Origin of the sequence: Mucilaginibacter sp. OAE612 (assembly GCF_041806395.1) — a bacterium.
Classification (GTDB): Bacteria; Bacteroidota; Bacteroidia; order Sphingobacteriales; family Sphingobacteriaceae; genus Mucilaginibacter; species Mucilaginibacter rubeus.
Map to the genome: position 1 here is coordinate 4,484,591 of NZ_JBGMUW010000001.1, position 23,234 is coordinate 4,507,824.

Annotated in this window: 19 protein-coding genes; 7 read left to right on the plus strand and 12 right to left on the minus strand. The window is 41.6% G+C overall.

The genetic code is table 11. The features are described 5' to 3' along the window. Positions 1-19: 19 nt before the first annotated feature. The 3 genes from ABID99_RS18675 to ABID99_RS18685 all read right to left on the minus strand — a co-directional run bounded on the left by ABID99_RS18675 (position 20) and on the right by ABID99_RS18685 (position 5,862). A complete protein-coding gene (locus tag ABID99_RS18675; RefSeq protein WP_373614744.1) occupies positions 20-3,292 on the minus strand; it encodes a SusC/RagA family TonB-linked outer membrane protein in 3,273 nt (1,090 codons plus the stop codon). A 378-nt stretch (positions 3,293-3,670) separates the two neighbouring features. Further along, positions 3,671-4,549, minus strand: a complete 879-nt coding sequence (locus ABID99_RS18680; RefSeq protein ID WP_373614745.1) for a hypothetical protein — start codon at positions 4,547-4,549, stop codon at positions 3,671-3,673. Between the two features lie 71 nt (positions 4,550-4,620). Beyond that, a complete protein-coding gene (locus ABID99_RS18685) occupies positions 4,621-5,862 on the minus strand; it encodes a YdcF family protein (RefSeq protein WP_373614746.1) in 1,242 nt (413 codons plus the stop codon). Between the two features lie 186 nt (positions 5,863-6,048). Between ABID99_RS18685 and ABID99_RS18690 the strand changes: the two genes are divergently transcribed. Continuing rightward, a complete protein-coding gene (locus ABID99_RS18690; protein WP_373614747.1) occupies positions 6,049-7,236 on the plus strand; it encodes a PAS domain S-box protein in 1,188 nt (395 codons plus the stop codon). Then, on the plus strand, positions 7,233-8,276 hold the full coding sequence (locus ABID99_RS18695) for a response regulator (RefSeq protein ID WP_373614748.1): 1,044 nt from the start codon (positions 7,233-7,235) through the stop codon (positions 8,274-8,276). Before ABID99_RS18690 ends, ABID99_RS18695 begins: the two co-directional genes overlap by 4 nt. A 168-nt stretch (positions 8,277-8,444) precedes the next feature. Here ABID99_RS18695 and ABID99_RS18700 read toward each other — a convergent pair whose 3' ends face one another. From ABID99_RS18700 to ABID99_RS18715, 4 genes are all read right to left on the minus strand, one after another. After that, positions 8,445-8,756: a hypothetical protein gene (locus tag ABID99_RS18700; protein WP_373614749.1), complete on the minus strand. Its 312-nt coding sequence runs from the start codon at positions 8,754-8,756 to the stop codon at positions 8,445-8,447. 25 nt (positions 8,757-8,781) lie between these two features. Continuing rightward, the gene (locus tag ABID99_RS18705; RefSeq protein ID WP_373614750.1) at positions 8,782-9,237 is read right to left on the minus strand and encodes a hypothetical protein; all 456 of its coding nucleotides are present in this window, start codon (positions 9,235-9,237) and stop codon (positions 8,782-8,784) included. Between the two features lie 68 nt (positions 9,238-9,305). Continuing rightward, on the minus strand, positions 9,306-10,712 hold the full coding sequence (gene dacB, locus ABID99_RS18710) for a D-alanyl-D-alanine carboxypeptidase/D-alanyl-D-alanine-endopeptidase (RefSeq protein WP_373614751.1): 1,407 nt from the start codon (positions 10,710-10,712) through the stop codon (positions 9,306-9,308). Then, positions 10,690-12,126: an APC family permease gene (locus ABID99_RS18715; protein WP_090523263.1), complete on the minus strand. Its 1,437-nt coding sequence runs from the start codon at positions 12,124-12,126 to the stop codon at positions 10,690-10,692. The genes dacB and ABID99_RS18715 overlap by 23 nt, the downstream gene beginning before the upstream one ends. A gap of 155 nt (positions 12,127-12,281) precedes the next feature. Between ABID99_RS18715 and ABID99_RS18720 the strand changes: the two genes are divergently transcribed. Beyond that, a complete protein-coding gene (locus ABID99_RS18720) occupies positions 12,282-14,525 on the plus strand; it encodes a sodium-translocating pyrophosphatase (RefSeq protein ID WP_090523258.1) in 2,244 nt (747 codons plus the stop codon). A 374-nt stretch (positions 14,526-14,899) separates the two neighbouring features. Here the strand turns inward: ABID99_RS18720 and ABID99_RS18725 are convergent, their stop codons facing one another. Both ABID99_RS18725 and ABID99_RS18730 read right to left on the minus strand, forming a co-directional pair. After that, entirely contained in the window at positions 14,900-15,100 is a 201-nt protein-coding gene (locus ABID99_RS18725; protein WP_090531574.1) for a helix-turn-helix transcriptional regulator, read from the minus strand. A gap of 3 nt (positions 15,101-15,103) precedes the next feature. After that, positions 15,104-15,751 (minus strand): DUF2975 domain-containing protein, encoded by a 648-nt coding sequence (locus ABID99_RS18730; RefSeq protein WP_090531573.1) that lies wholly within the window; start codon positions 15,749-15,751, stop codon positions 15,104-15,106. A gap of 228 nt (positions 15,752-15,979) precedes the next feature. Between ABID99_RS18730 and ABID99_RS18735 the strand changes: the two genes are divergently transcribed. Next, positions 15,980-16,840, plus strand: coding sequence for an RNA polymerase sigma factor RpoD/SigA (locus ABID99_RS18735; RefSeq protein ID WP_090466905.1), 861 nt, complete (start codon positions 15,980-15,982; stop codon positions 16,838-16,840). Positions 16,841-16,970: 130 nt separating this feature from the next. Here the strand turns inward: ABID99_RS18735 and ABID99_RS18740 are convergent, their stop codons facing one another. The 3 genes from ABID99_RS18740 to tyrS all read right to left on the minus strand — a co-directional run bounded on the left by ABID99_RS18740 (position 16,971) and on the right by tyrS (position 19,594). Beyond that, positions 16,971-17,423, minus strand: coding sequence for an RES family NAD+ phosphorylase (locus ABID99_RS18740; RefSeq protein WP_373614752.1), 453 nt, complete (start codon positions 17,421-17,423; stop codon positions 16,971-16,973). Beyond that, positions 17,423-18,142: an antitoxin Xre-like helix-turn-helix domain-containing protein gene (locus ABID99_RS18745; protein WP_229701613.1), complete on the minus strand. Its 720-nt coding sequence runs from the start codon at positions 18,140-18,142 to the stop codon at positions 17,423-17,425. Before ABID99_RS18745 ends, ABID99_RS18740 begins: the two co-directional genes overlap by 1 nt. 168 nt (positions 18,143-18,310) lie before the next feature. Continuing rightward, on the minus strand, positions 18,311-19,594 hold the full coding sequence (tyrS, locus tag ABID99_RS18750) for a tyrosine--tRNA ligase (RefSeq protein WP_373614753.1): 1,284 nt from the start codon (positions 19,592-19,594) through the stop codon (positions 18,311-18,313). Positions 19,595-19,833: 239 nt separating this feature from the next. Between tyrS and ABID99_RS18755 the strand changes: the two genes are divergently transcribed. The 3 genes from ABID99_RS18755 to rpsA all read left to right on the plus strand — a co-directional run bounded on the left by ABID99_RS18755 (position 19,834) and on the right by rpsA (position 23,129). Further along, entirely contained in the window at positions 19,834-20,505 is a 672-nt protein-coding gene (locus tag ABID99_RS18755) for a hypothetical protein (protein WP_090531567.1), read from the plus strand. A gap of 40 nt (positions 20,506-20,545) precedes the next feature. Then, positions 20,546-20,968 carry a lipocalin family protein gene (locus ABID99_RS18760; protein WP_090531564.1) on the plus strand — a complete coding sequence of 141 codons (423 nt, stop codon included), beginning with the start codon at positions 20,546-20,548 and terminating at the stop codon, positions 20,966-20,968. Positions 20,969-21,161: 193 nt separating this feature from the next. Beyond that, positions 21,162-23,129: a 30S ribosomal protein S1 gene (gene rpsA, locus ABID99_RS18765; protein ID WP_090531562.1), complete on the plus strand. Its 1,968-nt coding sequence runs from the start codon at positions 21,162-21,164 to the stop codon at positions 23,127-23,129. Positions 23,130-23,234 lie beyond the last annotated feature (105 nt).

The window sequence follows — 23,234 nt, forward strand, 5'->3', positions numbered from 1 at the left end:
TATCTCTTTAAAAAATTCATTAAAAAGTAACATTAACACCTAAGTTGTATGACCTAACCAGCGGGTACGTACCATAATCGATACCTGGTGCAAGGTTGGCAGGCTGGGTATTGTTTGACGCAGCGCCTGAATAGTTATAATCCACATCAGGGTTATAACCTTTGTACTTGGTGATTGTGAAGGCATTCACAACACTGGCAAAAACGCGTGCTTTGCTTAAACCTAAAGTTTGCTGTAAAAAATTAGGCAGTGTGTAACCTAAGGTAAGGTTGGTACAACGCAGATATGAGCCGCTTTGCAGGTAGAAAGTTGATAAACGGGTGCTGTTACTTTGTGTACCGGCACGTGAAGCGCGGTAAAATGAACCATCTCCCGGTTCAGCTTCATTACGGTAACGTTGTGCAACATTAGCGTATTGGTTACCGGAACCTTCGCCGTTGTACAAATAGTAATCCTGTCCGTCAAGGATCTTGTTACCATATGAACCATTGAATGACGCACCAAAGTCAAAGCGTTTGTAAGTACTGTTAAGGGCAAAACCGTAAGTAAATTTAGCATATGGCGAACCGATTATGGTTTTATCAGCGTCGTTGACAATACCATCTTTATTGGTATCTACAAACCAAAGGTCGCCGATTTTGGCCGGGTTAGTTTGTGAAGCAGACGGAGCAGTTTTACCTACGTTAGAGGCATTGATTATGCCACCAACCTGGAAGCCATAGAACATACCGATAGGCTGGCCCTGGGTAGTTATGCTGGTAAGGTACGAACGCTCGGCACCGTTGATGATCAGGGTGTTTTGAGCAGGCAGTTTAACTACTTTGTTGCGGTTTAATGAGATGTTGCCGCTTGCACCCAAGGTAAAATCTTTAGTGTTAACTATCTTGCCATCTAACTGCAAGTCAAAACCGGTGTTACGGATCTTTGAATCGCGCAGGTTAGTTAAGATAGTGGTACTGCCGGATATTGCCGAAATTGGCTGATTATACAACAGGTTATATGAATAACTTAAATAATAGTTGGCAATGATCTGTAAACGGCCGTTAAATAAACCGATATCGGTACCAAAGTTATACTGCGATGTAGTTTCCCAGCTTAATTTTGGATCCTTTAAACCACCAGGATATGTAGCAGTTGCAATACCACCGTTTAACACCGCGCCAACGGGACTGGCCAATGTTTGGGTGATAGCATAGTTAGGGATATTGAAGTTACCGCTTTTACCCCAGCTTGCACGGATCTTAACTGTTGACTGATCGCCAAGGAAATTGTGATAGAATGACTCATCAGATAAATTCCACCCGGCGGCTACCGACGGGAAATAGCCATACCTGTTTGTTAAACCAAAACGTGATGAACCATCCGCACGGAATGATGCGGTTAAGAAATATTTACCGGCGTAATTATAATTTGCACGACCAAGATAGGATAATAAAGTGTAAGTACTTTTAGAAGCTGAGTTTAAGCTAAAGAAAGCCGCATCTGCACCTTTGCCTGAAATTTCGGGCACGTAATCACTTTGGAAACCGTTTGCTTTTACACTCGTGTAATCGCTTGTAGTTTTTTGAGCAGTGTAACCGGCCAAAGCATCAAAATGATGTTTGCCAAATTGTTTGGTATAGTTTAAGGTAAACTCGGCCAGCCTGTCAACATTGAGCAGATACGACGCCTGCGCGTTGGCCGCGTTGATAGCCTGCGACGATCCCGGAGGGTTAGCACCCGAGCTTAAAGTAGTTGGATAGTAATAATCGTATTTTTCAGTATAAGCCTGCGTACCCAAATTGGTTTTGAAGTTAAAACCAGGTAAAATGTTATAAGTAACATTTGCATTATAAGTGCTGCGATAACCTTTTCGGGTTATTTTAATACGATCGGCAAGGGCAAGCGGGTTTTCAATACTTTGGTAGCCATATTGAGATGAACCTGCTGCTTCAACGTTGGTTTGGTATGAGCCATCAGCATTATAAGCAGGCAGATAAGGCATATAGATCAAAGCCCCTAAAATTGGGCTATGGTCAAAACGGCCTTCCTGTGTTTCCTGGTTGGTATTTTGAGTGTAAGATATGTTTGCGCCAATGTGAATACGTTTGCTTACATCACCATCGATATTGGTACGGAAGTTATAACGTTGCTGGCCTGTATTTAAAATAATACCCGGTTGATTTTGGTATGCACCGCTTACATAATAACGAACACCATTTGAAGCACCTGAAAACGACAAAGTGTGTTTTTGAAAAAATGTGTTGCGGTATAACTCATCCTGCCAATCGGTATGTACTGTTTGTTTAATAGGGGTTTGCGAAGCAAAATCATATAAGCCATTAGGAATACTTACACTGCCCGAGTTACCAACATTAGTAACGCGGGTTGCGTTGTTATCAGAATACATGGCGTCGTTCCAGGTATGGCCTGAGTTTATCCAAAGGTCATGATAAGCGTTGTTACGACCGTCGATAACCAACAGGGCTGCCTGATCTGCGTCAAGCAGTTTCACTTTGTGGGCAAGCTGGTCAACGCCTGTTTGCACGTCATACTCAAAACGGCCTTTACCTTCTTTACCTTTTTTAGTAGTGATCAATACCACACCGCCAGATGCGCGTGAACCGTAGATAGCGGCAGATGCAGCATCTTTCAAAATATCGATGCTTTCGATGTCATCAGGGTTAATGAAGATATCATTACCGGCCGGGTAACCATCAATTACATATAGGGGATCAGAGCTGGCGTTGAATGAGCCAACGCCCCTTACCCTGATTTTAGTGCTTGTATATGGAGCACCGCTGGTTTGGGACACTTGTACACCTGATACCTTACCAGCAAGGGCCTGCCCCAATGAAGGTGCAGAAAGATTAAGATCACTGGCTTTAACGCTGGCAATAGAACCGGTAACATCACTTTTACGAATAGACTGATAACCGATGGCCACCACCTCGTTAAGCATGTTTGATTTTGGTTTCATCTTAACGTTAATGGTTGATGAACCGCCAACAGTTATTTCCTGCTGCTCATAACCAATAAAGTTAAAAACCAGCACGGCGCCTTCATCGGCCGAAATGGTATATTTACCATTTGTGTTAGTTGCAGTACCTTTATCAGTCCCTTTGATCCGAACTGATACGCCGGGTAACGGAAGATTAGTTTCGTCGGTAACAATACCGGTGATTTGGTTTACGTTATATATAATATTTTTTGCCGAAGCGTTTGAGATAAAAGGTTTTAGCAAAACCAGTAAAAACAATACAGGAATTAAAAAAAACCTGCTCAAAAGATTTGGATTAATCTTTTTATTCATATTTTTAAAATTGATTGTTGAAAGAAATGACTTAAAGCCTTGGACCGCTTTTGAGTTATTTGACAATTATCCCGGACCAGGTGAGTGTTAGCGCATTCACCGGTTCTTAGTTTTATCGCCGGGCCCGATGTTAAGTTGAAGTTATGTTACATAGGCGATATTTTTAAAGACGTGAGCAAAAAATTAATAATTTAATAATTATTATTGCGTTATCATTAAATAATATTAATACAGAGTTGTTAATATTGTAATAATGACAGCAAAGCTAAACCTGCTATCTTAACCAAAGGATACCTTAGTGTTAAATTTACATTAAACAAAAAATAGAAAAATACCTGCCTCTTTGCAGGATTTTTTACTTTAGCCAGTTGTTTAATACTACCATGAAGTAGTGGTAAAATTCACGTTATTTTTCCGTGATGAGGTTACGGCTATCCCTTTCTCCCCACCACCGAGCAAGGAAAAACCTTCCAGCTCATCGCCCCTGTCAATACCATCAACCTGACTTAGCACCACCTGTTTACCGGCTTCAATTGATTTTTTAAGATCAACATAAGTAAACCGCCATTGCCTGCCCTCAAGCTTATTCTGGATCAGCACTAAAATGCCTTTATCAGCTTTCCAAAACAGATTTTGTACCCAGGGTGTACATGTAAATTTTTTGTAAAGCACGCCGGGTTCCTTCGTGCTTTTGGCTTTGGCCAGTTTTTCTGGGTCGTATAAACGTACTTCGTTGCCGTGATCACCATAATCTGCAGTGGCTACATACCACTTATTATTATATTTTACATATTCCGGACGGGTGCCCTGGATACAGGCATCATCCTCAATGGTATTAATTAAATTACCATCAAGCGTACCGGTTTTAAGCAGGCCCTTCCAGTTCACATTATAAATTACTGCCCTCCACTGGCTGCCCGCTGCATTAAGGCGGATGGAATTACCTATAAATGTCAGGCCCTTATCATTGTTATAAGCTATACCGGTTGGGTGGTTAATAATATCCTGCCCGTTTTGGGTTAGCTTATATTCCTTATGCAGATATACCAGGCTGTCATTTTCCAGCTTAAACTCCCGGATCATTCCAACTTCCCTGTCACCATATAAAAATATGCGACCGTCTTGGTATGAAATGCCCTGGCAGGCGCCCAACGAGTCGATTGTTATGGCACGGTTAAGTTTATGATCAATCGTACCGGTGGTGATGCTGCCAATACCTAAAACAACGACTATTATAGTTAAATTAAGCTTTTGCATAAGTTTAAATAAAGTAATTACATTAGTGATCAGATGATAATTTTAAGCTTTTCGCGTTCTGCCTTCAGCTCCTAACGGGGGTCAAGTGGTTCGTCAGGATCAATTTGTTTGGCTTCTTCTACCGGGTAATATTCAACTTCGGTCTCGGAGTTACGCTTGGCCAGTTTGTAAGGCACATAGTTCAGTTCCTTTTGGCAGCGGGCATCCATATTCATAATAAAATCGGTTTGTGATTTATCGGTTACCACAATACCGGGCTTATCGGCAGGGATGCCATATTTATAAATAAGCCTGGCACTGTTACGCATATTTGTTGTAGTATGACGTGCATGAGGTTCAATGATGATCACATTTTCAGGAATATGAAGGGTTTTCATTAAATAAACCTTCATTTCCCCGGCTTCATTATATTTTGTTTTATATGGATGCACATTGCCGCCCGATACAATGATAAACGGGGCTTTGCCCGCCTTATATTCCTGTACCGCCAGCCTGCAACGCAGCATCCCCTCCCCGCTCAATGGCGATGTCAAATTATCCGGACCAGCACCGGGTACAAGAATATTTGAATAAGGATAATCGGCCCATTTAATGGTTTTTGCACGTGTTACCGCGGCCTTGTTTGCGTTTAGCTCCATTGGCTCGTAATTGGCAGGATCATGCCTCTCGTTGATCTGCAGATAGAGCAGGGCTGCCTGCATAGCGGGTTCAAAAAACAGCTTTGTTCCTTTAATATCACCTAACAATGTAGCAGAACCATCATACATCAGCGTAAAATATGCTCTCGATTTAATATTGTAGCTGATAGAGTCTATCTGCGGATAATTAGGCTTTTTGCCTTCAGCATAAACGCCAATAGTGTAATTGATGCTACCTGCGTCCTGCTCCCATGCTTTTATAAGCAATTGCTCCGACGATAGTTTTTTATACAAGCTGTAAAGACCCGATGGGATCAGTTTCGATTTAACCATCCTGTTAAGCGCGTTACCTGTTTTATATAGTGCTGCAAGCCGGTCGCTTACGGTTTTGATGTCATCATCAGTTAGTTTTGCCGCAGTTACTAAGCACGCCGCGTCTTTACAATCAGTGAGGGAAGTGCTAAGGGCGCTTAGCTTTTTCTGAGTGAGCTGTGCCAGTTCAGGATCGTTTTTAAGTAAAGTGCTTACTTCGGCATCCTGCTCAAGTAAAGTCAGCAGGCCGTAGTTTTTAATCTTTATATAATCTGTCGGGGCATTTTTAACAGGGGCCTGGGTTTGCGCGAAGGCACTTATACCGCCTAATCCAAGCATGGTTAGTAGCAGGAGTTTTTTCATTAAGCTGTTTTTTAACAAGCCGCAAATAACGTCTAAGCAGATAAACTCAAAGTTAACTACCGGTAACTTTCCTCTTACAAAACAGGCCTAATTTCAATTTTAATTAAGATATACCATCTTTAGGCGTAAAAAATCCATATCAAATTTGATATTTGCAAAAGCTGATAAATCTTTCAAACTTCATCTATGGAAAATACTGCCTTATTAAAAGCCATTATTGAAAATGTTATCGATGGCATTATTACTATCGATGAACGGGGAATAGTCGAATCTATAAATCCTTCGGCCTGCAGGTTATTTCAATATGAGCCTCATGAAGTTATCGGCAAAAATGTATCGATACTGATGCCCCAGCCATACCGGCAGGAACATGATCATTATATCAATCGATATCAAACTACCGGTAAACCACATATCATTGGTATAGGTCGTGAAGTAACAGGCTTGCGTAAAGACGGCACCCAATTCCCGTTCAGACTTGGGGTTAGTGACGTAAATTTTTCGGGGCGTAAAATATATGCCGGTTTTATACACGACCTTAGCCGTGAGAAGGAAGCAGAGGACAAGCTAAAGGAATACACATCACACCTGGAGGAAGTGGTAGAGGAACGCACGCTCTCCTTAAAACAATTTGTTCTTGAACTGCAAAAAGCCAAAGAAGAAGTGAGCCAGTCCCTCGAAAAAGAGAAAGAACTGGGACAATTGAAAAGCCGTTTTGTTTCCATGGCATCGCATGAGTTTCGTACGCCACTAAGCGCTGTTCAATTATCGGCCTCGCTTATTGATAAATATGCCGAGCCTTTGCACAGCCTGCAGATTAGCAAGCATGTTAATAAAATCAAAAACGCCGTTGGCAACCTCACTACCATTCTGAATGATTTTCTCTCGCTCGAAAAACTGGAAGCCGGGCGTATTGAACCGTCATACACCAGGTTTGACCTGGTTAAGCTGGCCGAAGAGCTAACTGAAGAAATGCAGATTATGGCCAAGCAAAACCAAAATATCCTTTATCAGCATACAGGTACAGATAGTATGGTTTACCTCGATATTAACCTGCTCAAAAACTGCATCATCAACCTCATCACAAACGCCATCAAATATTCGGGCGAGGACAGCTTTATTGAATTTAGTACTGAAATAAATGCTTCCGGCTGTTCCATTACTATAAAAGATAATGGCATAGGCATTCCCGAAAGCGACCAGAAGCATTTATTTGAAGCATTTTTCAGAGCGCACAATACAGGCAATATAGCGGGTACCGGTTTAGGCCTTAATATTGTGGCCCGGTACACTGCCCTTATGAACGGCAGGGTTGATTTTCAAAGTAACGTAAACGAGGGTACTTCATTCACCATTTCATTTTCCGCATCATGAACCAAAAAATCCTGATCATCGAAGATAACAAAGATATCCGCGAAAACGTGGTAGAAATACTGGGACTGGCCGGTTACACGGTATTTGAAGCCGATAATGGTAAAACCGGTATTGAACTGGCCGTTAACAACCTGCCCGATGTAATACTTTGCGATATCATGATGCCCGAGCTTGATGGTTATGGCGTTTTATTTATGCTGAATAAAAATCCCGAAACCGCCGCCATACCTTTTATATTTTTAACCGCAAAGGCCGAACGGATTGACCAACGTAAAGGCATGGAAATGGGTGCCGATGATTACTTAATCAAGCCTTTTGATGATATTGAACTGCTGAACGCCATTGAAAGCAGGCTCAGGAAAAAAACTGCCCAGCAAAGCTTTTATAGTCAATCTCTCGAAAACCTAAACTCAATTGTATCGAAGAATAGCGGTCTCACTGAACTTAAACGTATTATTAGCGAACGCAAGGTGCGCCTGTTTAAAAAAGACCAGGTAATTTATTACGATGGTGATAAGGGGAATGGCTTGTACCTGATATTGAAAGGCAGAGTTAAAACCGTTAAACTGGCAAACGATGGCCGTGAGCTGATGACCGCCATCCACTCTGCCGAGGAATACCTTGGGGTAAATGCCATGCTCTCGAACGAGGCTTACACAGATACAGCAACCACCCTGGAGGATAGCCAGCTGTGCCTGATCCCGAAAGACCAACTGGATAACCTGCTCAATTTATACCCTGATATTGCGCGTGAGTTTATCAAACTGCTTTCTAATCATATCCGCGACCGGGAAGAGCAATTATTGCAGCTTGCGTATAACTCAGTACGGAAAAGGATGGCCGATACCCTGGTGCGACTGCATAAACAGCAGGGTGGGGATTTCAAAATTTCGCGGGAAGACCTTGCTGCTATGGCCGGTGTGGCAACTGAAACTGTGAGCCGTACCCTTACCGATTTTAAAGATGAAAACCTAATCGATAAAAAAGGAAGCCAGATCATCGTACTTTCGCCCGAACGGCTGGCCAAAATGAAAAACTGACCGCTGCTATTTTTAGATGATCCTGCTCATTCACTGAGCAATGGCTTGATTACAACAAACCATTTGCACCCCTGTGCAACCTATTTTTGTATCAACACCAACAGCTCCTGTGGCGTTTCATAAGTTGTACCTTTGTAGCTGAGTACTTTAGCGCCAACGCATACGGTATCAACGGTTTTTGGTAGTGAGTGTAATATAGATCTTCCCGCGCACGTCCGGTTCTGTACCGTCACTCACCATCTTCATACCGGTTAGCAATTGCATAACACTATCAATTCCCGGCTTTTTGTTAAAGTTTTTTTCTTTCCCTTCGGGGAAGTAATAATCAAACTTATCGCAGGTGATCCTGAACTGCGTTTCGCGGCCAAGCTCGGTGAACTTAAATTTGATGGATTGCACGTCATCATTTGAGCCGGATTTGCTTTTGCAGGCAACGAATGATGCTATCGCAAATAACAAAAGGATATTAAGTTTTTTCATTGGTTTGTATGTTCTTCAACTTGTACTAATATCGGGGTTTTACGTATACAACGTAAATATAATCCTGATAAGCCATCCATGACTGCACCTTTTCAGTATAACAAATATTAAGGGCATTCACGTATGTCCAATATCGCGATTTATTGCCAAAATGAAAGCGTATGCCAAGCGTAGTATTCCTGGTTTTAAGCATGGTACGGATTTCCATACGGGCAAAGTCAAGCAATGACCTGTCACTCGCAGGATTTCCATTGAGGTTAACATCGATATAACTTCTATCGGGCGGAAACCTAACCTTATGTTCTGCAGGCGTCAGTTTGGGCCACGAAGGATCACACATCACCAAATCAATGCAGTTCCGCTGTGTAAACACTTTATGCTTGTGAAAGAAAAGCACGCAAAGCACAGGAAATAAAACCAGGCTAATTAATCCAGGAGCGTAGGCAATAGGTTTGTGGGGAGCTAAGGTTAATATTTTCATGATGAGGTTTATAGTATTAAGTTCACCATATAACGTCAAATCATCAAAATTATTCCTGTAAACTCTTACTACTTCAACTCATCCAACACTCTGAACATTTTTTCTTTTATGCCCCGGCTCGGTCCGCTGAAATTATTAACCATGATAGAAAAACAAAGCTCTCGCCCGTTTTTGGTTTGATAACCGGCATAGCACAACACATTATTGATACTACCGCTTTTCATTTTCATATCATTATAAACCGGCAGACTTGTATAAAAATCGGCAAACCAGCTTTCCTTCTTTGCCGATTGCAGGATGCGGGCCAGCGTTAACGTAGTTACCCTGTCACCGGGCGAAAGGCCGCTGCCGTCGTAAATATTCATGCTGCGGGTATCTATACCTTTGGCCGCCCAAAACTTTTGTACCTCATCCACACCATTTGCCGTTGTAGGCTTGCGTCCCTGTTTCCAGGCTATGGTTTTGAGTAACTGCTCGGCGTACAGGTTAATACTTTTCTGGTTAAGCCAGTAAATTATTTTGCTTAAAGTTGGTGATGATATAGTTGCCAGATTTTTAGTAATTATGGTCAATGGCAGGTTTTTAGCACTCAAAGTATTGGCTGATTCCGGCTCATTACCGATAATGATACCTAAACTCCTCAGCGTATCATTGAGCCGCAACGCAGCATCATAAGCGGCATCAGGGATAGCGGCAGAAATACTTTTTTTCTCCTGATCAACAGCATAAGTTCCGCGCAGATATATTACTTTACTGCCAACCGGTAAAAAAGCATAAGCATTATCTCCTGATCCGGCAGAACCATTTGTCAACTCGCTTTTAAATGCAAGGTATGGCATCAGCGGAACAGTACGTGATATGCCAACCGGGCTACCAACCGCACCCGTACGCAGCTTTATATCAAACTGATTTTCGCGCCAGCAAAGGCCCGATGTACCGGCTCCGTAATAGTTGCCGATATCCTGCCAGATCCAGCCTTCGGGAATGGATTGGGTACCGAAAATGCTGTCATCGCCAATGATGCGACCGTTAACTTTTTTGATGCCGGCCTTTCGCAAGGCGTCGGCCATAAGGGCCAATACATGCCCCTCTTTGGCTTGCTCATAACGCCAGCTGCCCAGGGTTGGGTCGCCGGCGCCTTTAATGACGATATCGCCGGTCAGGGTGCCATCGGCTCCAATCTCGCCGGTATAACCCAATTGCGTTTGATATTGAAAATCGGGACCTAAAATATTAAAAGCCGTAATACTGGTAATGGTTTTAAGCGTTGAGGCGGTAGCCAAACCCATGTTAGGGTTACCGCCAAACACCTGTTCCCCGGTTTTGGCATCAAGTACGGTTAATGATACTGAAGCATAATTGCACTGGCTATCCGCCTGCAACCTCCCAAAAGCATTTGATATTTTTTGCTGAAGCGTTTGCGCCGCAACAGACTCTCCTATAAATAAAAAACTAATTACCAGTAAGCGCCTCATCCTGTTTTTTAACGTTCCGTTGCGAAATATAATATATGGGCACACCAATCAATACAATAATTAAGCCCGGCCAGGTAAACTGCGGTTTGTAAATGATCAACAATACACAAAATATCAGTCCCATAATAATGTATATAGCAGGCAAAATTGGGTATCCCAGTGCTTTATAAGGGCGCTCAGCATTTGGATGTTTTCTCCGCAGGATATAAATGCCGAAGATGGTAAGAACATAAAAAATAACCACTACAAAGGATATCATATCCAACAAATCACCGTAACGGCCGCTTAGGCAAAGTATCGAAGCTACCACGGCCTGAATCCATAGACCAAACTCGGGCACGCCAGATTTATTTAATTCACCTGTTTGTTTAAAGAATAACCCATCTTTTGCCATAGTGTAATAAACCCTTGCACCCGAAAGTATCAGGCCGTTATTGCAGCCAAAAGTTGATATCATGATCATTATTGCAATGATATAAGTACCGAGATTACCAAATATGATATGCGATGCAGCTACAGCAACACGATCTTTATCGGCAGTTGCGATATCATGCATAGATAGCACGCCAGTATAAGCAACGTTAGCTGATACGTAAATGATAGTTACTATTAAAGTCCCTAAACCAAGACTTAGGGCAACATCCCTTTTAGGGTTTTTCATTTCACCCGCTATAAAGGTTACGCTATTCCAGGCATCACTACTGAATATCGAACCTACCATCGAAGCTGCAATAGCACCCATGGCAGCAGCAAGGGTAAGACTAACAGTTGTATTATCCGCTTTAAGGTTATGAATATCCCAGGCGTTACTCCAGTTGGCATGCCATATTTCAGGCTTTAGCGCTACAAAACCAAATATGATCAAACCAAACAAACTTAAAAGCTTGGTAAGTGTGAATGTGGTTTGGATAAGTTTGCCACTTTTTACTCCTTTGGTATTAATATAAGTAAGTAATACAATGATGAAAATTGACATCAACTGAGCGGCGCTGATCTTTAAGAAACCGAGTTGAAAAAGAATGTTCTCCTCGCTAAGCGGATGAATCAAATAAGCAGCAAACTTACTAAAGGCCACCCCTACCGCCGCAATAGTACCTGTTTGGATCACTGCAAAAAAGCTCCAACCATATAAAAAAGCGATGAGCTTGTTGTAAGCCTCTTTTAAATAAACATATTGGCCGCCAGCTTTGGGAAACATACCGCTCAATTCGCCGTAGCTAAGGGCCGCGGTAAGGGTCATGAAACCGGTGATAACCCAGATAGCTATCAGCCAGCCTGCCGAGCCTACGTTACGGGTAATATCTGCACTAACAATAAAAATACCTGAGCCTATCATGGATCCTGATACCAGCATGGTACCGTCCAGCAAGCTAAGCTCATGTTTCATTTTTGGTTGCGATGAGTTTTTCGCCATATATTGTTTTAGGGTTTAAATCTCTAAACTATTCAAAAAACTTTAATATTAACGATCACTATAGTAAATAAATAAAATTACTATTTTGCAATCACCAATTGTTATTACACACTGTTAAACCAAGCAGTACTACTTTATTAAACCAAATTTGTGATATGGATTTTCTGAACAATTATTTAATTTATTTAATTCCTGTTTTGGGGCTTATCGGGATCCTTGTTATGGCTATTAAAGCCGCCTGGGTTACCAAACAAAACGCCGGTGACGGCGACATGGCCACACTCGCCGGTTACATTGCCGATGGCGCTATGGCCTTTTTACGTGCCGAATGGAAAATATTAGGCGGCTTTGTTGTGGTTGCCGGTATTTTGCTGGCATGGTCGGGCACAACGGTTACCACTTCAAGTCCTGTTATTGCCATATCATTTCTGATAGGCGCGTTTCTATCTGCCTTTGCAGGTTATCTGGGGATGCGTATTGCTACCAAAGCTAACGTACGTACTACACAGGCTGCACGCACCAGTTTGGCACAGGCATTAAAAGTATCATTCACCGGCGGAACAGTAATGGGCTTAGGCGTTGCCGGTTTGGCCATTATTGGTTTAGGATCGCTTTTTATTGTTTTTTATCAGTTTTATGTTGTTAAAGTAGCAGGCAGCAGTGTTAACGGCGAAGCCATGGCAAAAGCGCTTGACGTTTTAGCCGGTTTTTCATTAGGTGCAGAATCCATAGCGCTGTTTGCCCGTGTTGGCGGCGGCATTTACACAAAAGCGGCCGACGTAGGTGCCGACCTTGTTGGTAAAGTTGAAGCCGGTATCCCCGAGGATGACGTGCGCAACCCGGCCACCATTGCAGATAACGTAGGTGATAACGTAGGCGATGTTGCCGGTATGGGTGCCGACCTTTTTGGTTCATATGTAGCTACCATGCTTGCTACCATGGTATTGGGACGCGAGATTGTATCGCACGATAATTTCGGTGGTATTGCCCCCGTATTGCTGCCAATGGTAATTGCCGGCCTTGGCTTGATATTTTCGATAGTGGGCGCGGCTATGGTGAAAATCAAATCTGAAACCGACAGTGTGCAAAAAGCATTGAACATAGGTAACTGGGCATCAATTATACTAACTGCTATAGCTACATATTTTGTTGTACAATGGATGTTGCCTTCGGGCGAATTTCACATGGTACGTGATGAAGTTAACGGGGTGGTAAAAACAGACGTGATACCTTTTACAAAAAACGGTGTTTTTGGATCGATATTAGTTGGCCTGGTAGTAGGTACTTTAATGTCGATTATAACCGAGTACTATACCGCCATGGGTAAACGCCCGGTATTGAGCATTATCAGGCAGTCGTCAACCGGTCACGCTACCAATATTATTGGTGGTTTATCAGTAGGTATGGAATCAACCGTACTGCCTATCCTTGTTTTGGCATCGGGTATTTACGGGTCATATTATTTTGCCGGTTTATATGGTGTAGCTATCGCCGCCGCCGGTATGATGGCAACAACGGCCATGCAGCTGGCAATAGATGCTTTTGGGCCAATTGCGGATAATGCCGGGGGTATTGCCGAAATGAGCCGCCTGCCCGAAGAAGTACGCCACCGTACCGACAACCTGGATGCTGTTGGTAACACTACGGCCGCTACCGGTAAAGGTTTTGCTATTGCTTCGGCAGCATTAACTTCATTAGCCTTATTTGCGGCTTTTGTGGGCGTTGCTGGTATTGAACATATTGATATTTATAAAGCCAATGTACTGGCAGGTCTGTTTGTTGGCGGAATGATTCCATTCATTTTTTCTGCCTTGGCGATAGCAGCCGTGGGCAGGGCCGCCATGGCCATGGTAGAAGAAGTTAGGCGTCAGTTCCGCGAAATTCCGGGTATCATGACTTACGAGGGTAAACCAGAATACGAAAAATGTGTGGCTATCTCCACCAAAGCGTCGATCCGCGAAATGGTTGCCCCTGGTTTAATCGCACTGATCACCCCTATTATCATCGGTTTTGCCTTTGGCCCCGAAGTGTTAGGCGGCTTGTTGGCCGGTGTCACCGTATCGGGCGTATTGATGGGAATTTTCCAAAGCAATGCAGGTGGTGCATGGGACAATGCTAAAAAATCATTTGAGAAAGGCTGCGATATCAATGGCGAGATCTTCTACAAAAAATCAGAACCGCACAAAGCATCAGTAACAGGTGATACTGTAGGTGATCCGTTTAAAGATACTTCAGGCCCATCCATGAACATCCTTATTAAGTTAATGTCGATAGTTTCACTGGTTATTGCCCCGCACCTGAACAGCCATCCGGCTGCAACCAGCGCCAGTATCCAAAAAGAAATGAACAAACAACCTATGAGCATCCATATGGTTGTTAAAGCAGAGAAAAGCGTTTAATAGTTTTTATAGTTAATAAAGAGAGCCGCCTGTTGAGGGCGGCTTTTTTTGTCTGAACCAGAATTTATACGATTTGCCGGATTATCGGTTTATTAATAAGAACGGGCCGCGGAGAACATAGACGAGATTTGAGAACCTCTATTTAACATAATCCCTTTCACCTTTCACCTTTCACCTTTCACCTTTCACCTTTCACCTTTCACCTTTCACCTTTCACCTTTCACCTTTCACCTTTCACCTTTCACCTTTCACCTTTCACCTTTCACCCTTCACCTTTCACCTTTCACCTTTCACCTTTCACCTTTCACCTTTCACCTTTCACCTTTCACCTTTCACCTTTCACCTTTCACCTTTCACCTTTCACCTTTCACCTTTCACCTGTATTCCAGAATATCCCCCGGCTGGCAGTCAAGCGCCTTACATATGGCTTCGAGTGTTTCAAAACGGATGGCTTTCGCCTTGCCTGTTTTTAGGATAGAAAGGTTTGATATGGTGATCCCTACCCTGTCGCTCAGTTCATTTAATGACATTTTTCGTTTTGCCATCATCACATCAAGATTTACTATTATCGGCATGACTTAAATAGTTAAAGCTTGCTCCTCTTTAAGCCTCGCCCCTTGCTTAAATGCTTCGGCCAGGATAAATATCAAGATAGCAAATACCAGCGTGCCAAAATTAAATGCCGATGTATTGATGATTTTTAGCGGCACATGCAATTTAGCTATTAACACCTGATAGGATACCTGCTGCCCTATATAATCAGTCAATGTAAACAGCAATAACAGCATCCCTGTGCTTTTGATCAGCCTAATACATCGCTGCTCAAATAAAGTACCCTCTACAATATTTACAATAACCTTATTAATAAGATAGGCTATTCTTATTACTATCAGAGTTGTAATAAGTATCAGCCCAGTTTCAATCGCGTTTAATGGCCAGCTTACAGATATATTATCATTATTAACTACTATATCACTGTTTATAATTATATTCTTTAAAGTATAGTTTTCACCTATCTTCATTTCGCCCCCATTTTTTTGCGAAATGAAGCTTCCGTCAATAGTGGCTTGCAATGTTGGCCCGTATCTTTTAGCGCCATCTATTGTACCCATTCCATCATTGTATCCATCCTTAAACCCCTGCCAGAAATCGGCAGCCATATTCTGAAAAACAAACAAACCAAACACTATATAAACAAGTATTTGCAGGGCACGTACCTTTTTCATTACACTACAATATTAATTCAATTCAAATAAAAACAATATTTATTAAATAACAAAATAAATTCATTGTTTTACAATAAATTTTATGCGATATACATAAATTTAAAATTTTGAATATAAAATTTTACACTGGTATTGCTATTTCTGATTTATATGTTTTATTTTAGAAACAAAATATTAGCTTTGCACGTTCTATTCAGAATATAACGAATAGAGAGGTTTATTAAATAGATGAGACAACTCAAAATAACGCAATCCATTACCAATCGCGAGTCGCAATCGCTTGATAAATATCTGCACGAGATTGGTAAGGTAGACCTAATAACCGCCGAAGAAGAAGTAATTTTAGCGCAAAAGATCCGCGAGGGCGACCAGGCGGCATTGGAGCGTTTAACCAAAACTAACCTTCGCTTTGTTGTATCTGTTGCTAAACAATACCAAAACCAGGGCCTCACACTGGGCGATTTAATTAACGAGGGCAACCTCGGCCTGATTAAAGCCGCCAAGCGTTTTGATGAAACCAAAGGCTTTAAATTTATATCATATGCTGTATGGTGGATCCGCCAGTCGATATTGCAGGCCATTGCCGAGCAATCGCGTATTGTGCGTTTACCACTTAACCAGGTAGGTTCATTAAGTAAGATCAGCAAGGCTTTTTCAAAGCTCGAACAGGAGTACGAGCGCGAACCATCGCCCGAAGAACTTGCTGATATATTGGAGACCACCGTTGATAAGATCTCCGACACACTGAGTAACTCGGGCCGCCACGTATCAATGGATGCACCGTTTGTACAAGGTGAAGAGAATACATTGCTTGATGTACTGGAAAACCAGGAACCAAACACCGATTCGATCCTGATCAATGAGTCATTATCTGAAGAGATCAAACGTTCATTATCAACCTTAACTGAGCGCGAGCGCGAGATCATTGTATTGTTCTTTGGTTTAGGAACTAACCACCCTCTTTCATTAGAGGAAATTGGCGAGAAATTTAACCTAACCCGCGAGCGCGTGCGTCAGATCAAAGACAAAGCCTTGCAACGCTTGCGCCATACTTCAAGGAGCAAGATCCTGAAATCATATTTAGGTTAATCACAAGCTAAAAAGAGATATTAAAAGCCATTGGTTATATAACCGGTGGCTTTTTTCTTTGGCATGGTTAGCCGCGATGTAATGACTGCCCCTCAACGACTAATGACGATTTATCAAAATGACTTAATGGCTAAATAAGCCGCCTGTCAAAACTAAAAGGTTCTCTTTTTAAAAGTTTCACTCCAAAAGAATCGGGATGCAAGGGGTTAAGCAGATAGTTATATTCGGCAGGGACAATTGACGATGGTACTTTCATTAATAAATACTCCTGTTTTTTAAGAAAGGCATCGCCAAGTTGGCGCAAAATTACCGGACCGGTGATATCCCGCCAATCCGCAGGTAGCTGTTCAACCTCAACAGTAATTATTTTACTATCGGGAACTTCTATTTCAGTAAGACAATAATTTCCCGGAATTATCAGCGGATCTAAATGTACCAAAACCTCAAGCACTGCTAACGACCGGGATGAAGCAAGATAAAGCATCGGCTTACCTTCACTATTCCACCTACCTCCATACAAGCGAGCCCCAGTGCCGCTCAGGTCGGCAGCATAATTGCATTTGGTAATACGGTAAAGTATCATCAGGCAAAAATACCGTGCTCTATACGGCCAAGCTCTTTAAAAACCATATCGAAGCCGGCTGATGTATCCAGGATAGTTACAGGTGCCTCGCCCCTGAAAACTACCGATGGCGTTTTAACCCAAATCTTGAATTTATCCATCGATTCAAAAACCTCCTCGCCGCGGGTATAAAGCCGTGCAAGTTCAATAGCCTTTTCGGCGTACTCGGTTTTGATAATGGCGTCATCCTCGTAGCGTTGTAAAGTACGCTCAGAGATATGTAATATATTGGCGAGCTCCTGGATGTTTAGGGAGATTTTTTTTGCGAAGGAAAGCAAAGCGCTTTTAGCGATCCCTTTACGTGCAAGACTGATAATATCAAAATCACTTAAATTATTAATGTCAGACAAAGCATCTGAATTTGATTGATTTGACTTATTTTTTACAACTATATCTTGCTCAAAGTCTATTTTGCTCGATCTATAAGCAGGTACAGCTTGTAATTCTTCAGCATTAATGGCACGCAATTTCATACTGAGGTCTTTCAACCGCATAATACGCTCTCGTGATTTGCGAAGCTGATCTTCAATAGATTCTGTCGACTCATTAGCTACTTTTTTGCCAATTCTAACTTCTTTCTCTACCGTTATTTCCAAATCGCCTAAAAGCTTATCTATAGGAGATTTATCCAATTTTTTAGCTTCAGCTGCGTTTTGTTTATGGAAAACCTTTTTTGACATTTATCCAAATATAACTACCATTTGTCGCATTTACAAATATCAAGCCAACAAAAAAGCGATAAGTTTTAACCTATCGCTTTTTATCACTGAGTCATTGTTCATTAAGTTATTGACCTGTGATTTTAAGACTTACGAAGTTTTGGAAACTTCGTAAGTCTGGTTAAGAGTTTATTCTGCTATTATCAAAAAATAGTTCTTCTTACCTTTTTGAGCTACGATGAATTTACCGCCAATCAAAGCATCTGCATTATAAACATCATCGGCAGTACCTATTTTGACTTTATTGATAGCAACACCACCACCTTGTATCATCTTTTTAGCCTCGCCTTTTGAGGCAAAAACAGCTGTTTTAGCAGCTAAAAGATCAGCAGCATTAATGCCCTGCTCCAGTTCACTCAATGCTATATTATAATTAGGTACACCGGCAAATAAGTCTAACACTTCCGCATCGCTAAGCTCATTCAAAAACTCAATCCCGATATTCCCAAATAAAAACTCTGATGATTTTATTGCCTTTTCGTATTCGGCCTCACTATGCACACGGATGGTGATATCCTTAGCCAGTGCTTTCTGCAATACTCGGGTATGTGGTGCAGCATCATGCTCAACCTCCATCGCTTCAATAACCTCACGATCAAGCAGAGTAAAAATGCGGATATATGACTTAGCGTCAACATCGGTGGTGTTTAACCAAAACTGGTAAAACTGGTATGGCGAGGTGCGTTCGGCATCAAGCCACACTGCTCCGCTTTCTGTTTTTCCAAACTTGGTACCATCAGCTTTTTTGATAAGGTTGGTAGTTAAGGCAAAAGCCTCACCGCTATCTTTGCGACGGATTAGCTCAGTACCGGTAACAATGTTTCCCCATTGATCGCTGCCACCCATTTGCAATGAGCAGTTATGGTGCTTCCATAAGTAGTAAAAATCATAGCCCTGTACCAACTGGTAAGTAAACTCTGTGAACGACATACCTGTGTCGCCTTCCAAACGTTTCTTCACCGAATCTTTGGCCATCATATAGTTAACCGTAATGTGTTTACCCACATCACGGATAAAATCAAGAAAAGTAAAGTTTTTGAACCAATCGTAATTATTTACCATTTCGGCACTGTTGGCACCGGTATTAAAATCGAGGAAACGGGTAAGCTGCTTTTTTACGGCTTCCAGGTTGTGCTGCAGCACATCCTCTGATAATAAATTACGCTCGGCAGATTTGCCCGACGGATCGCCTACCATGCCGGTAGCCCCACCAACCAAAGCATATGGTTTATGACCTGAACGCTGAAAGTGGATCAGGGTCATGATCTGGGTAAGGTGACCAACATGCAATGAATCGGCAGTTGGATCAAACCCGATATACCCCGAAGCCATACCTTTATTTAACATATCCTCGGTTCCCGGCATTTCGGTATGCAGCATGCCGCGCCAGCGTAATTCTTCAACAAAGTTCATATCAAGTTCTGTTTCAAAAAGGTGCAAATATAAATGAAATTGATACACTAATTTTCACTAATTGAATCGAATTTCACTAATTGCAGATACCCCTTTGAAAAATTCGTTTAATTCGATTTAATTATCTATTCGTGAAAAAATCCGTGCTTATATAGGTTAACTACAGGTAAAATCTGTTTCAAATAATTACTTATATTTTGTATCTTGAGCAAAACCGGGTATTTTGCAAGGCAAGGCTTATGAATTTTTTATCGCATTTTTATTTCGACAGGGATACGACCAACTGTTACCACGTGCTGGGAACGGTGCTGCCCGACCTGCTGAAAAACGCCGATAAAAACATCATCCTTCATCCCGAAAAACTGCACCACACTGATAACAAGGTTAATTCGATCATAGCAGGATGGAACAAACACCTTGATGTCGACCGGTATTTTCACTCATCTGCTTTTTTCACCACCCGTTCGCATGAGCTTAAAAAGTTGTTAGCCCCGGCCTTAATAAACTCGCCGGTAAAACCATTTTTTTTAGGGCACATCGCACTTGAGTTAATTATTGATAACCTGCTGCTGACCACTGGCAAAATAAGTGTCACTGAATTTTACGACCATTTAGAAGGTTGTCAGGACGATAAAATAAAAAGCTTTTTAACCTTTGCCGGGCTTGAGGATACTGCCGTTTTCTTTAAATTTTATGAAGGTTTTAAAAAAAGCCAGTATCTGCATACTTATGCCGAAACGCACCAGATTGCCTATGCATTAAAACGGATCTGTATGCGCGTTTGGAAAAACCCATTCACACCAGAGCAGGAGGTGATCATGGATGAAATATTGAGCAGTTACCGCGAGGAAATGCTGAATGATTTTATGCAGATTTTTCAAGAGATAGAAAATAAACTCAACGCAAATTAAAGTTTGTCTTTATATTTACTGGTTAAAAAACCTTATCTCAATGAAAAAAACAATCTGCATACTGTTATCGGTATATTCAATTTTAACCTACTCCTGTAAAAAAGACAAGAAGGAGACCGCATCTATAATAGGAAAATGGTATTGGGTTGAGCAAACCTATGATGATTACACTAATGATAAATTGACTGATCATCGTGATTATACCACTACGCTTGACCCGCTTAGTTATTTTGAATTTAAAGTCGATGGTACATTCATTGAAAACCCCCAAGATCGTAATGGGCTTTTTGAATATGGCAAATATCAAATTGCTGGCGATAGCTTATTTGTAAAAAGGGATATTGACCAAAAGGCCACTCGGTATGCTATAAAAAAAATTACAAGCTCAAGCCTGGTCATACATTTTTCTGGCAGTTCCTCTATATACCGGGGAGAAGTAGAATACACTATGAAAAGGCAATAATTATTTGTTAACTGGCCTTAATATCAAGACTTACAAGAGTGGCAATTAGTATCAAAAGTTATTCTAACTCGTTTCTGACCTAAAATTGCCTGAATATAAGCAATTAACATTAAAAAATTTCTTTTTTCAATAAAATATATCCGTACCTTTGCAGTCCCAATTAACAAATTGGGAAAAGGAGAAAAATTATTTAATGGCAAAAAAACAAGAAGCAGAAAAAGAATTAAAAGCGAAAGAAGCTGAACTGGGTACAGTTAAAGCGGCTGGCGAAAAAGAAACTATTGAATCAGAAGCTGATTCAATATCAATTGAAGAGATCAAATCAAAAATCGCGGCTACACCAAGCGAAGATTTCGACTGGGATGCTGACGACAAAAAATTTGGTAACTACAGCGATGACGACCGTGAGAAATTTGAGAAATTGTATGATGGAACTTTCAGCTCTATCACCAAAGGCGAAATCATCACCGGTACTGTTGTTAACGTTAACAACAAAGATGTTGTACTTAACGTAGGTTTCAAATCAGACGGTTTAGTATCAGTATCAGAATTCCGTGACACACCTGATCTGAAGATCGGTGACAAAGTTGACGTTTTTGTTGAATCGCAGGAAGATGCTAACGGTCAGTTAGTACTTTCACGCAAACGTGCAAAAACTCAAAAATCATGGGAGCGCATTAATTCAGCCCTTGATAACGATGAAATCATCACCGGTTTTGTTAAGAGCCGTACTAAAGGTGGTTTAATTGTTGACATTATGGGCGTTGAAGCCTTCTTACCTGGCTCACAGATCGATATCAAACCTATCAGGGATTACGATGTGTATGTAGGTAAAACTATGGAATTCAAAGTTGTTAAAATCAACCACGAATTCAAGAACGTTGTGGTATCGCACAAAGTGCTTATCGAAGACGATCTGGAAAACCAAAAAACTGAAATTGTTGCTCGCCTTGAAAAAGGTCAGGTATTGGAAGGTACCGTTAAAAACATTACCGACTTTGGTGTATTCATTGACCTTGGTGGTGTTGACGGCTTACTGCACATTACAGATATTTCATGGGGCCGTATTGAGCACCCACGCGAAATTTTATCATTGGATCAAAAAATCAACGTTGTTGTGCTTGACTTTGATGACGAGAAAAAACGTATCGCTCTTGGCTTGAAACAATTAACCCCTCACCCTTGGCAAAGCCTTTCTGAAGACATTCAGGTTGGTTCAAAAGTTAAAGGTAAAATCGTTACCGTTGCTGATTACGGTGCATTCCTTGAAATCATCCCTGGTGTTGAAGGTTTGATCCACGTATCAGAAATGTCATGGTCACAAAACCTGCGCAACCCTCAGGAATTCCTGAAAGTTGGTGACGAGATCGAAGCTCAGGTATTGACTTTAGACCGTGAAGAGCGCAAAATGTCATTAGGTGTTAAACAATTAACTCCTGATCCATGGCAAAACGCTGCTGAAAGGTACGCAGTTGGTACTCAGCACGTAGCTACAGTTAAAAACATGACCAACTTTGGTGTATTTGTTGAACTGGAAGACGGCATCGACGGCTTAATCCACATCTCTGACCTTTCTTGGTCTAAAAAAGTTAACCACCCTAACGAATTCACTAAAGTTGGTGAAAAATTAAACGTGGTTGTACTTGAGCTTGATGTTGAAAACCGCAAACTGAGCTTAGGCCACAAACAGCTTGAAGAAAACCCTTGGGATACTTTTGAAACTATCTTCACTATCGACTCGATCCATGAAGGTACTGTTATCAAAGTAACCGACAAAGGTGCTATCGTAGCTTTACCTTACGGTGTTGAAGGCTTTGCGCCAACCAAACACCTGGTTAAAGAAGACGGTAAGAGCTTAAAAGCTGAAGAAGCTGCTGAATTCAAAATCATTGAATTTAACAAAGAAAACAAACGTATCGTTATTTCACACTCACGTATCTGGGAAGAAGCCCGCGCTGATGCCCGCGTACAGGAATTTGAAAACCGTAAAAAAGAAGCAAAAGCTGCTACTAACGCGGTGAAAAAAGTGAAAGATTCTGTTGAAAAATCAACTTTAGGCGATCTTAGCGTATTAGCTCAGTTAAAAGAGCAAATGGAAGGTGCTGAAAACAAAGCCCGCAAGGCTGCACCTGCTGCTAACAGCTCTGAAGAAGAAGCATAATTTTAGCTTAAGCAATTATATAAGCCCCTTTGGTTATCCGGAGGGGCTTTTTGTTTCCCTTTCATTTTATTGCGCTCATTTGCAATGAGCGCTTAATAGGGCTTG

What these genes read in the sequence shown, in the direction of transcription:
- ABID99_RS18675 (WP_373614744.1), bottom strand. Translation starts at nt 3,292, where the DNA reads ATGAATAAAAAGATTAATCCAAATCTTTTGAGCAGGTTTTTTTTAATT.
- ABID99_RS18680 (WP_373614745.1), bottom strand. Translation starts at nt 4,549, where the DNA reads ATGCAAAAGCTTAATTTAACTATAATAGTCGTTGTTTTAGGTATTGGC.
- ABID99_RS18685 (WP_373614746.1), bottom strand. Translation starts at nt 5,862, where the DNA reads ATGAAAAAACTCCTGCTACTAACCATGCTTGGATTAGGCGGTATAAGT.
- ABID99_RS18690 (WP_373614747.1), top strand. Translation starts at nt 6,049, where the DNA reads ATGGAAAATACTGCCTTATTAAAAGCCATTATTGAAAATGTTATCGAT.
- ABID99_RS18695 (WP_373614748.1), top strand. Translation starts at nt 7,233, where the DNA reads ATGAACCAAAAAATCCTGATCATCGAAGATAACAAAGATATCCGCGAA.
- ABID99_RS18700 (WP_373614749.1), bottom strand. Translation starts at nt 8,756, where the DNA reads ATGAAAAAACTTAATATCCTTTTGTTATTTGCGATAGCATCATTCGTT.
- ABID99_RS18705 (WP_373614750.1), bottom strand. Translation starts at nt 9,237, where the DNA reads ATGAAAATATTAACCTTAGCTCCCCACAAACCTATTGCCTACGCTCCT.
- dacB (WP_373614751.1), bottom strand. Translation starts at nt 10,712, where the DNA reads ATGAGGCGCTTACTGGTAATTAGTTTTTTATTTATAGGAGAGTCTGTT.
- ABID99_RS18715 (WP_090523263.1), bottom strand. Translation starts at nt 12,126, where the DNA reads ATGGCGAAAAACTCATCGCAACCAAAAATGAAACATGAGCTTAGCTTG.
- ABID99_RS18720 (WP_090523258.1), top strand. Translation starts at nt 12,282, where the DNA reads ATGGATTTTCTGAACAATTATTTAATTTATTTAATTCCTGTTTTGGGG.
- ABID99_RS18725 (WP_090531574.1), bottom strand. Translation starts at nt 15,100, where the DNA reads ATGCCGATAATAGTAAATCTTGATGTGATGATGGCAAAACGAAAAATG.
- ABID99_RS18730 (WP_090531573.1), bottom strand. Translation starts at nt 15,751, where the DNA reads ATGAAAAAGGTACGTGCCCTGCAAATACTTGTTTATATAGTGTTTGGT.
- ABID99_RS18735 (WP_090466905.1), top strand. Translation starts at nt 15,980, where the DNA reads ATGAGACAACTCAAAATAACGCAATCCATTACCAATCGCGAGTCGCAA.
- ABID99_RS18740 (WP_373614752.1), bottom strand. Translation starts at nt 17,423, where the DNA reads ATGATACTTTACCGTATTACCAAATGCAATTATGCTGCCGACCTGAGC.
- ABID99_RS18745 (WP_229701613.1), bottom strand. Translation starts at nt 18,142, where the DNA reads ATGTCAAAAAAGGTTTTCCATAAACAAAACGCAGCTGAAGCTAAAAAA.
- tyrS (WP_373614753.1), bottom strand. Translation starts at nt 19,594, where the DNA reads ATGAACTTTGTTGAAGAATTACGCTGGCGCGGCATGCTGCATACCGAA.
- ABID99_RS18755 (WP_090531567.1), top strand. Translation starts at nt 19,834, where the DNA reads ATGAATTTTTTATCGCATTTTTATTTCGACAGGGATACGACCAACTGT.
- ABID99_RS18760 (WP_090531564.1), top strand. Translation starts at nt 20,546, where the DNA reads ATGAAAAAAACAATCTGCATACTGTTATCGGTATATTCAATTTTAACC.
- rpsA (WP_090531562.1), top strand. Translation starts at nt 21,162, where the DNA reads ATGGCAAAAAAACAAGAAGCAGAAAAAGAATTAAAAGCGAAAGAAGCT.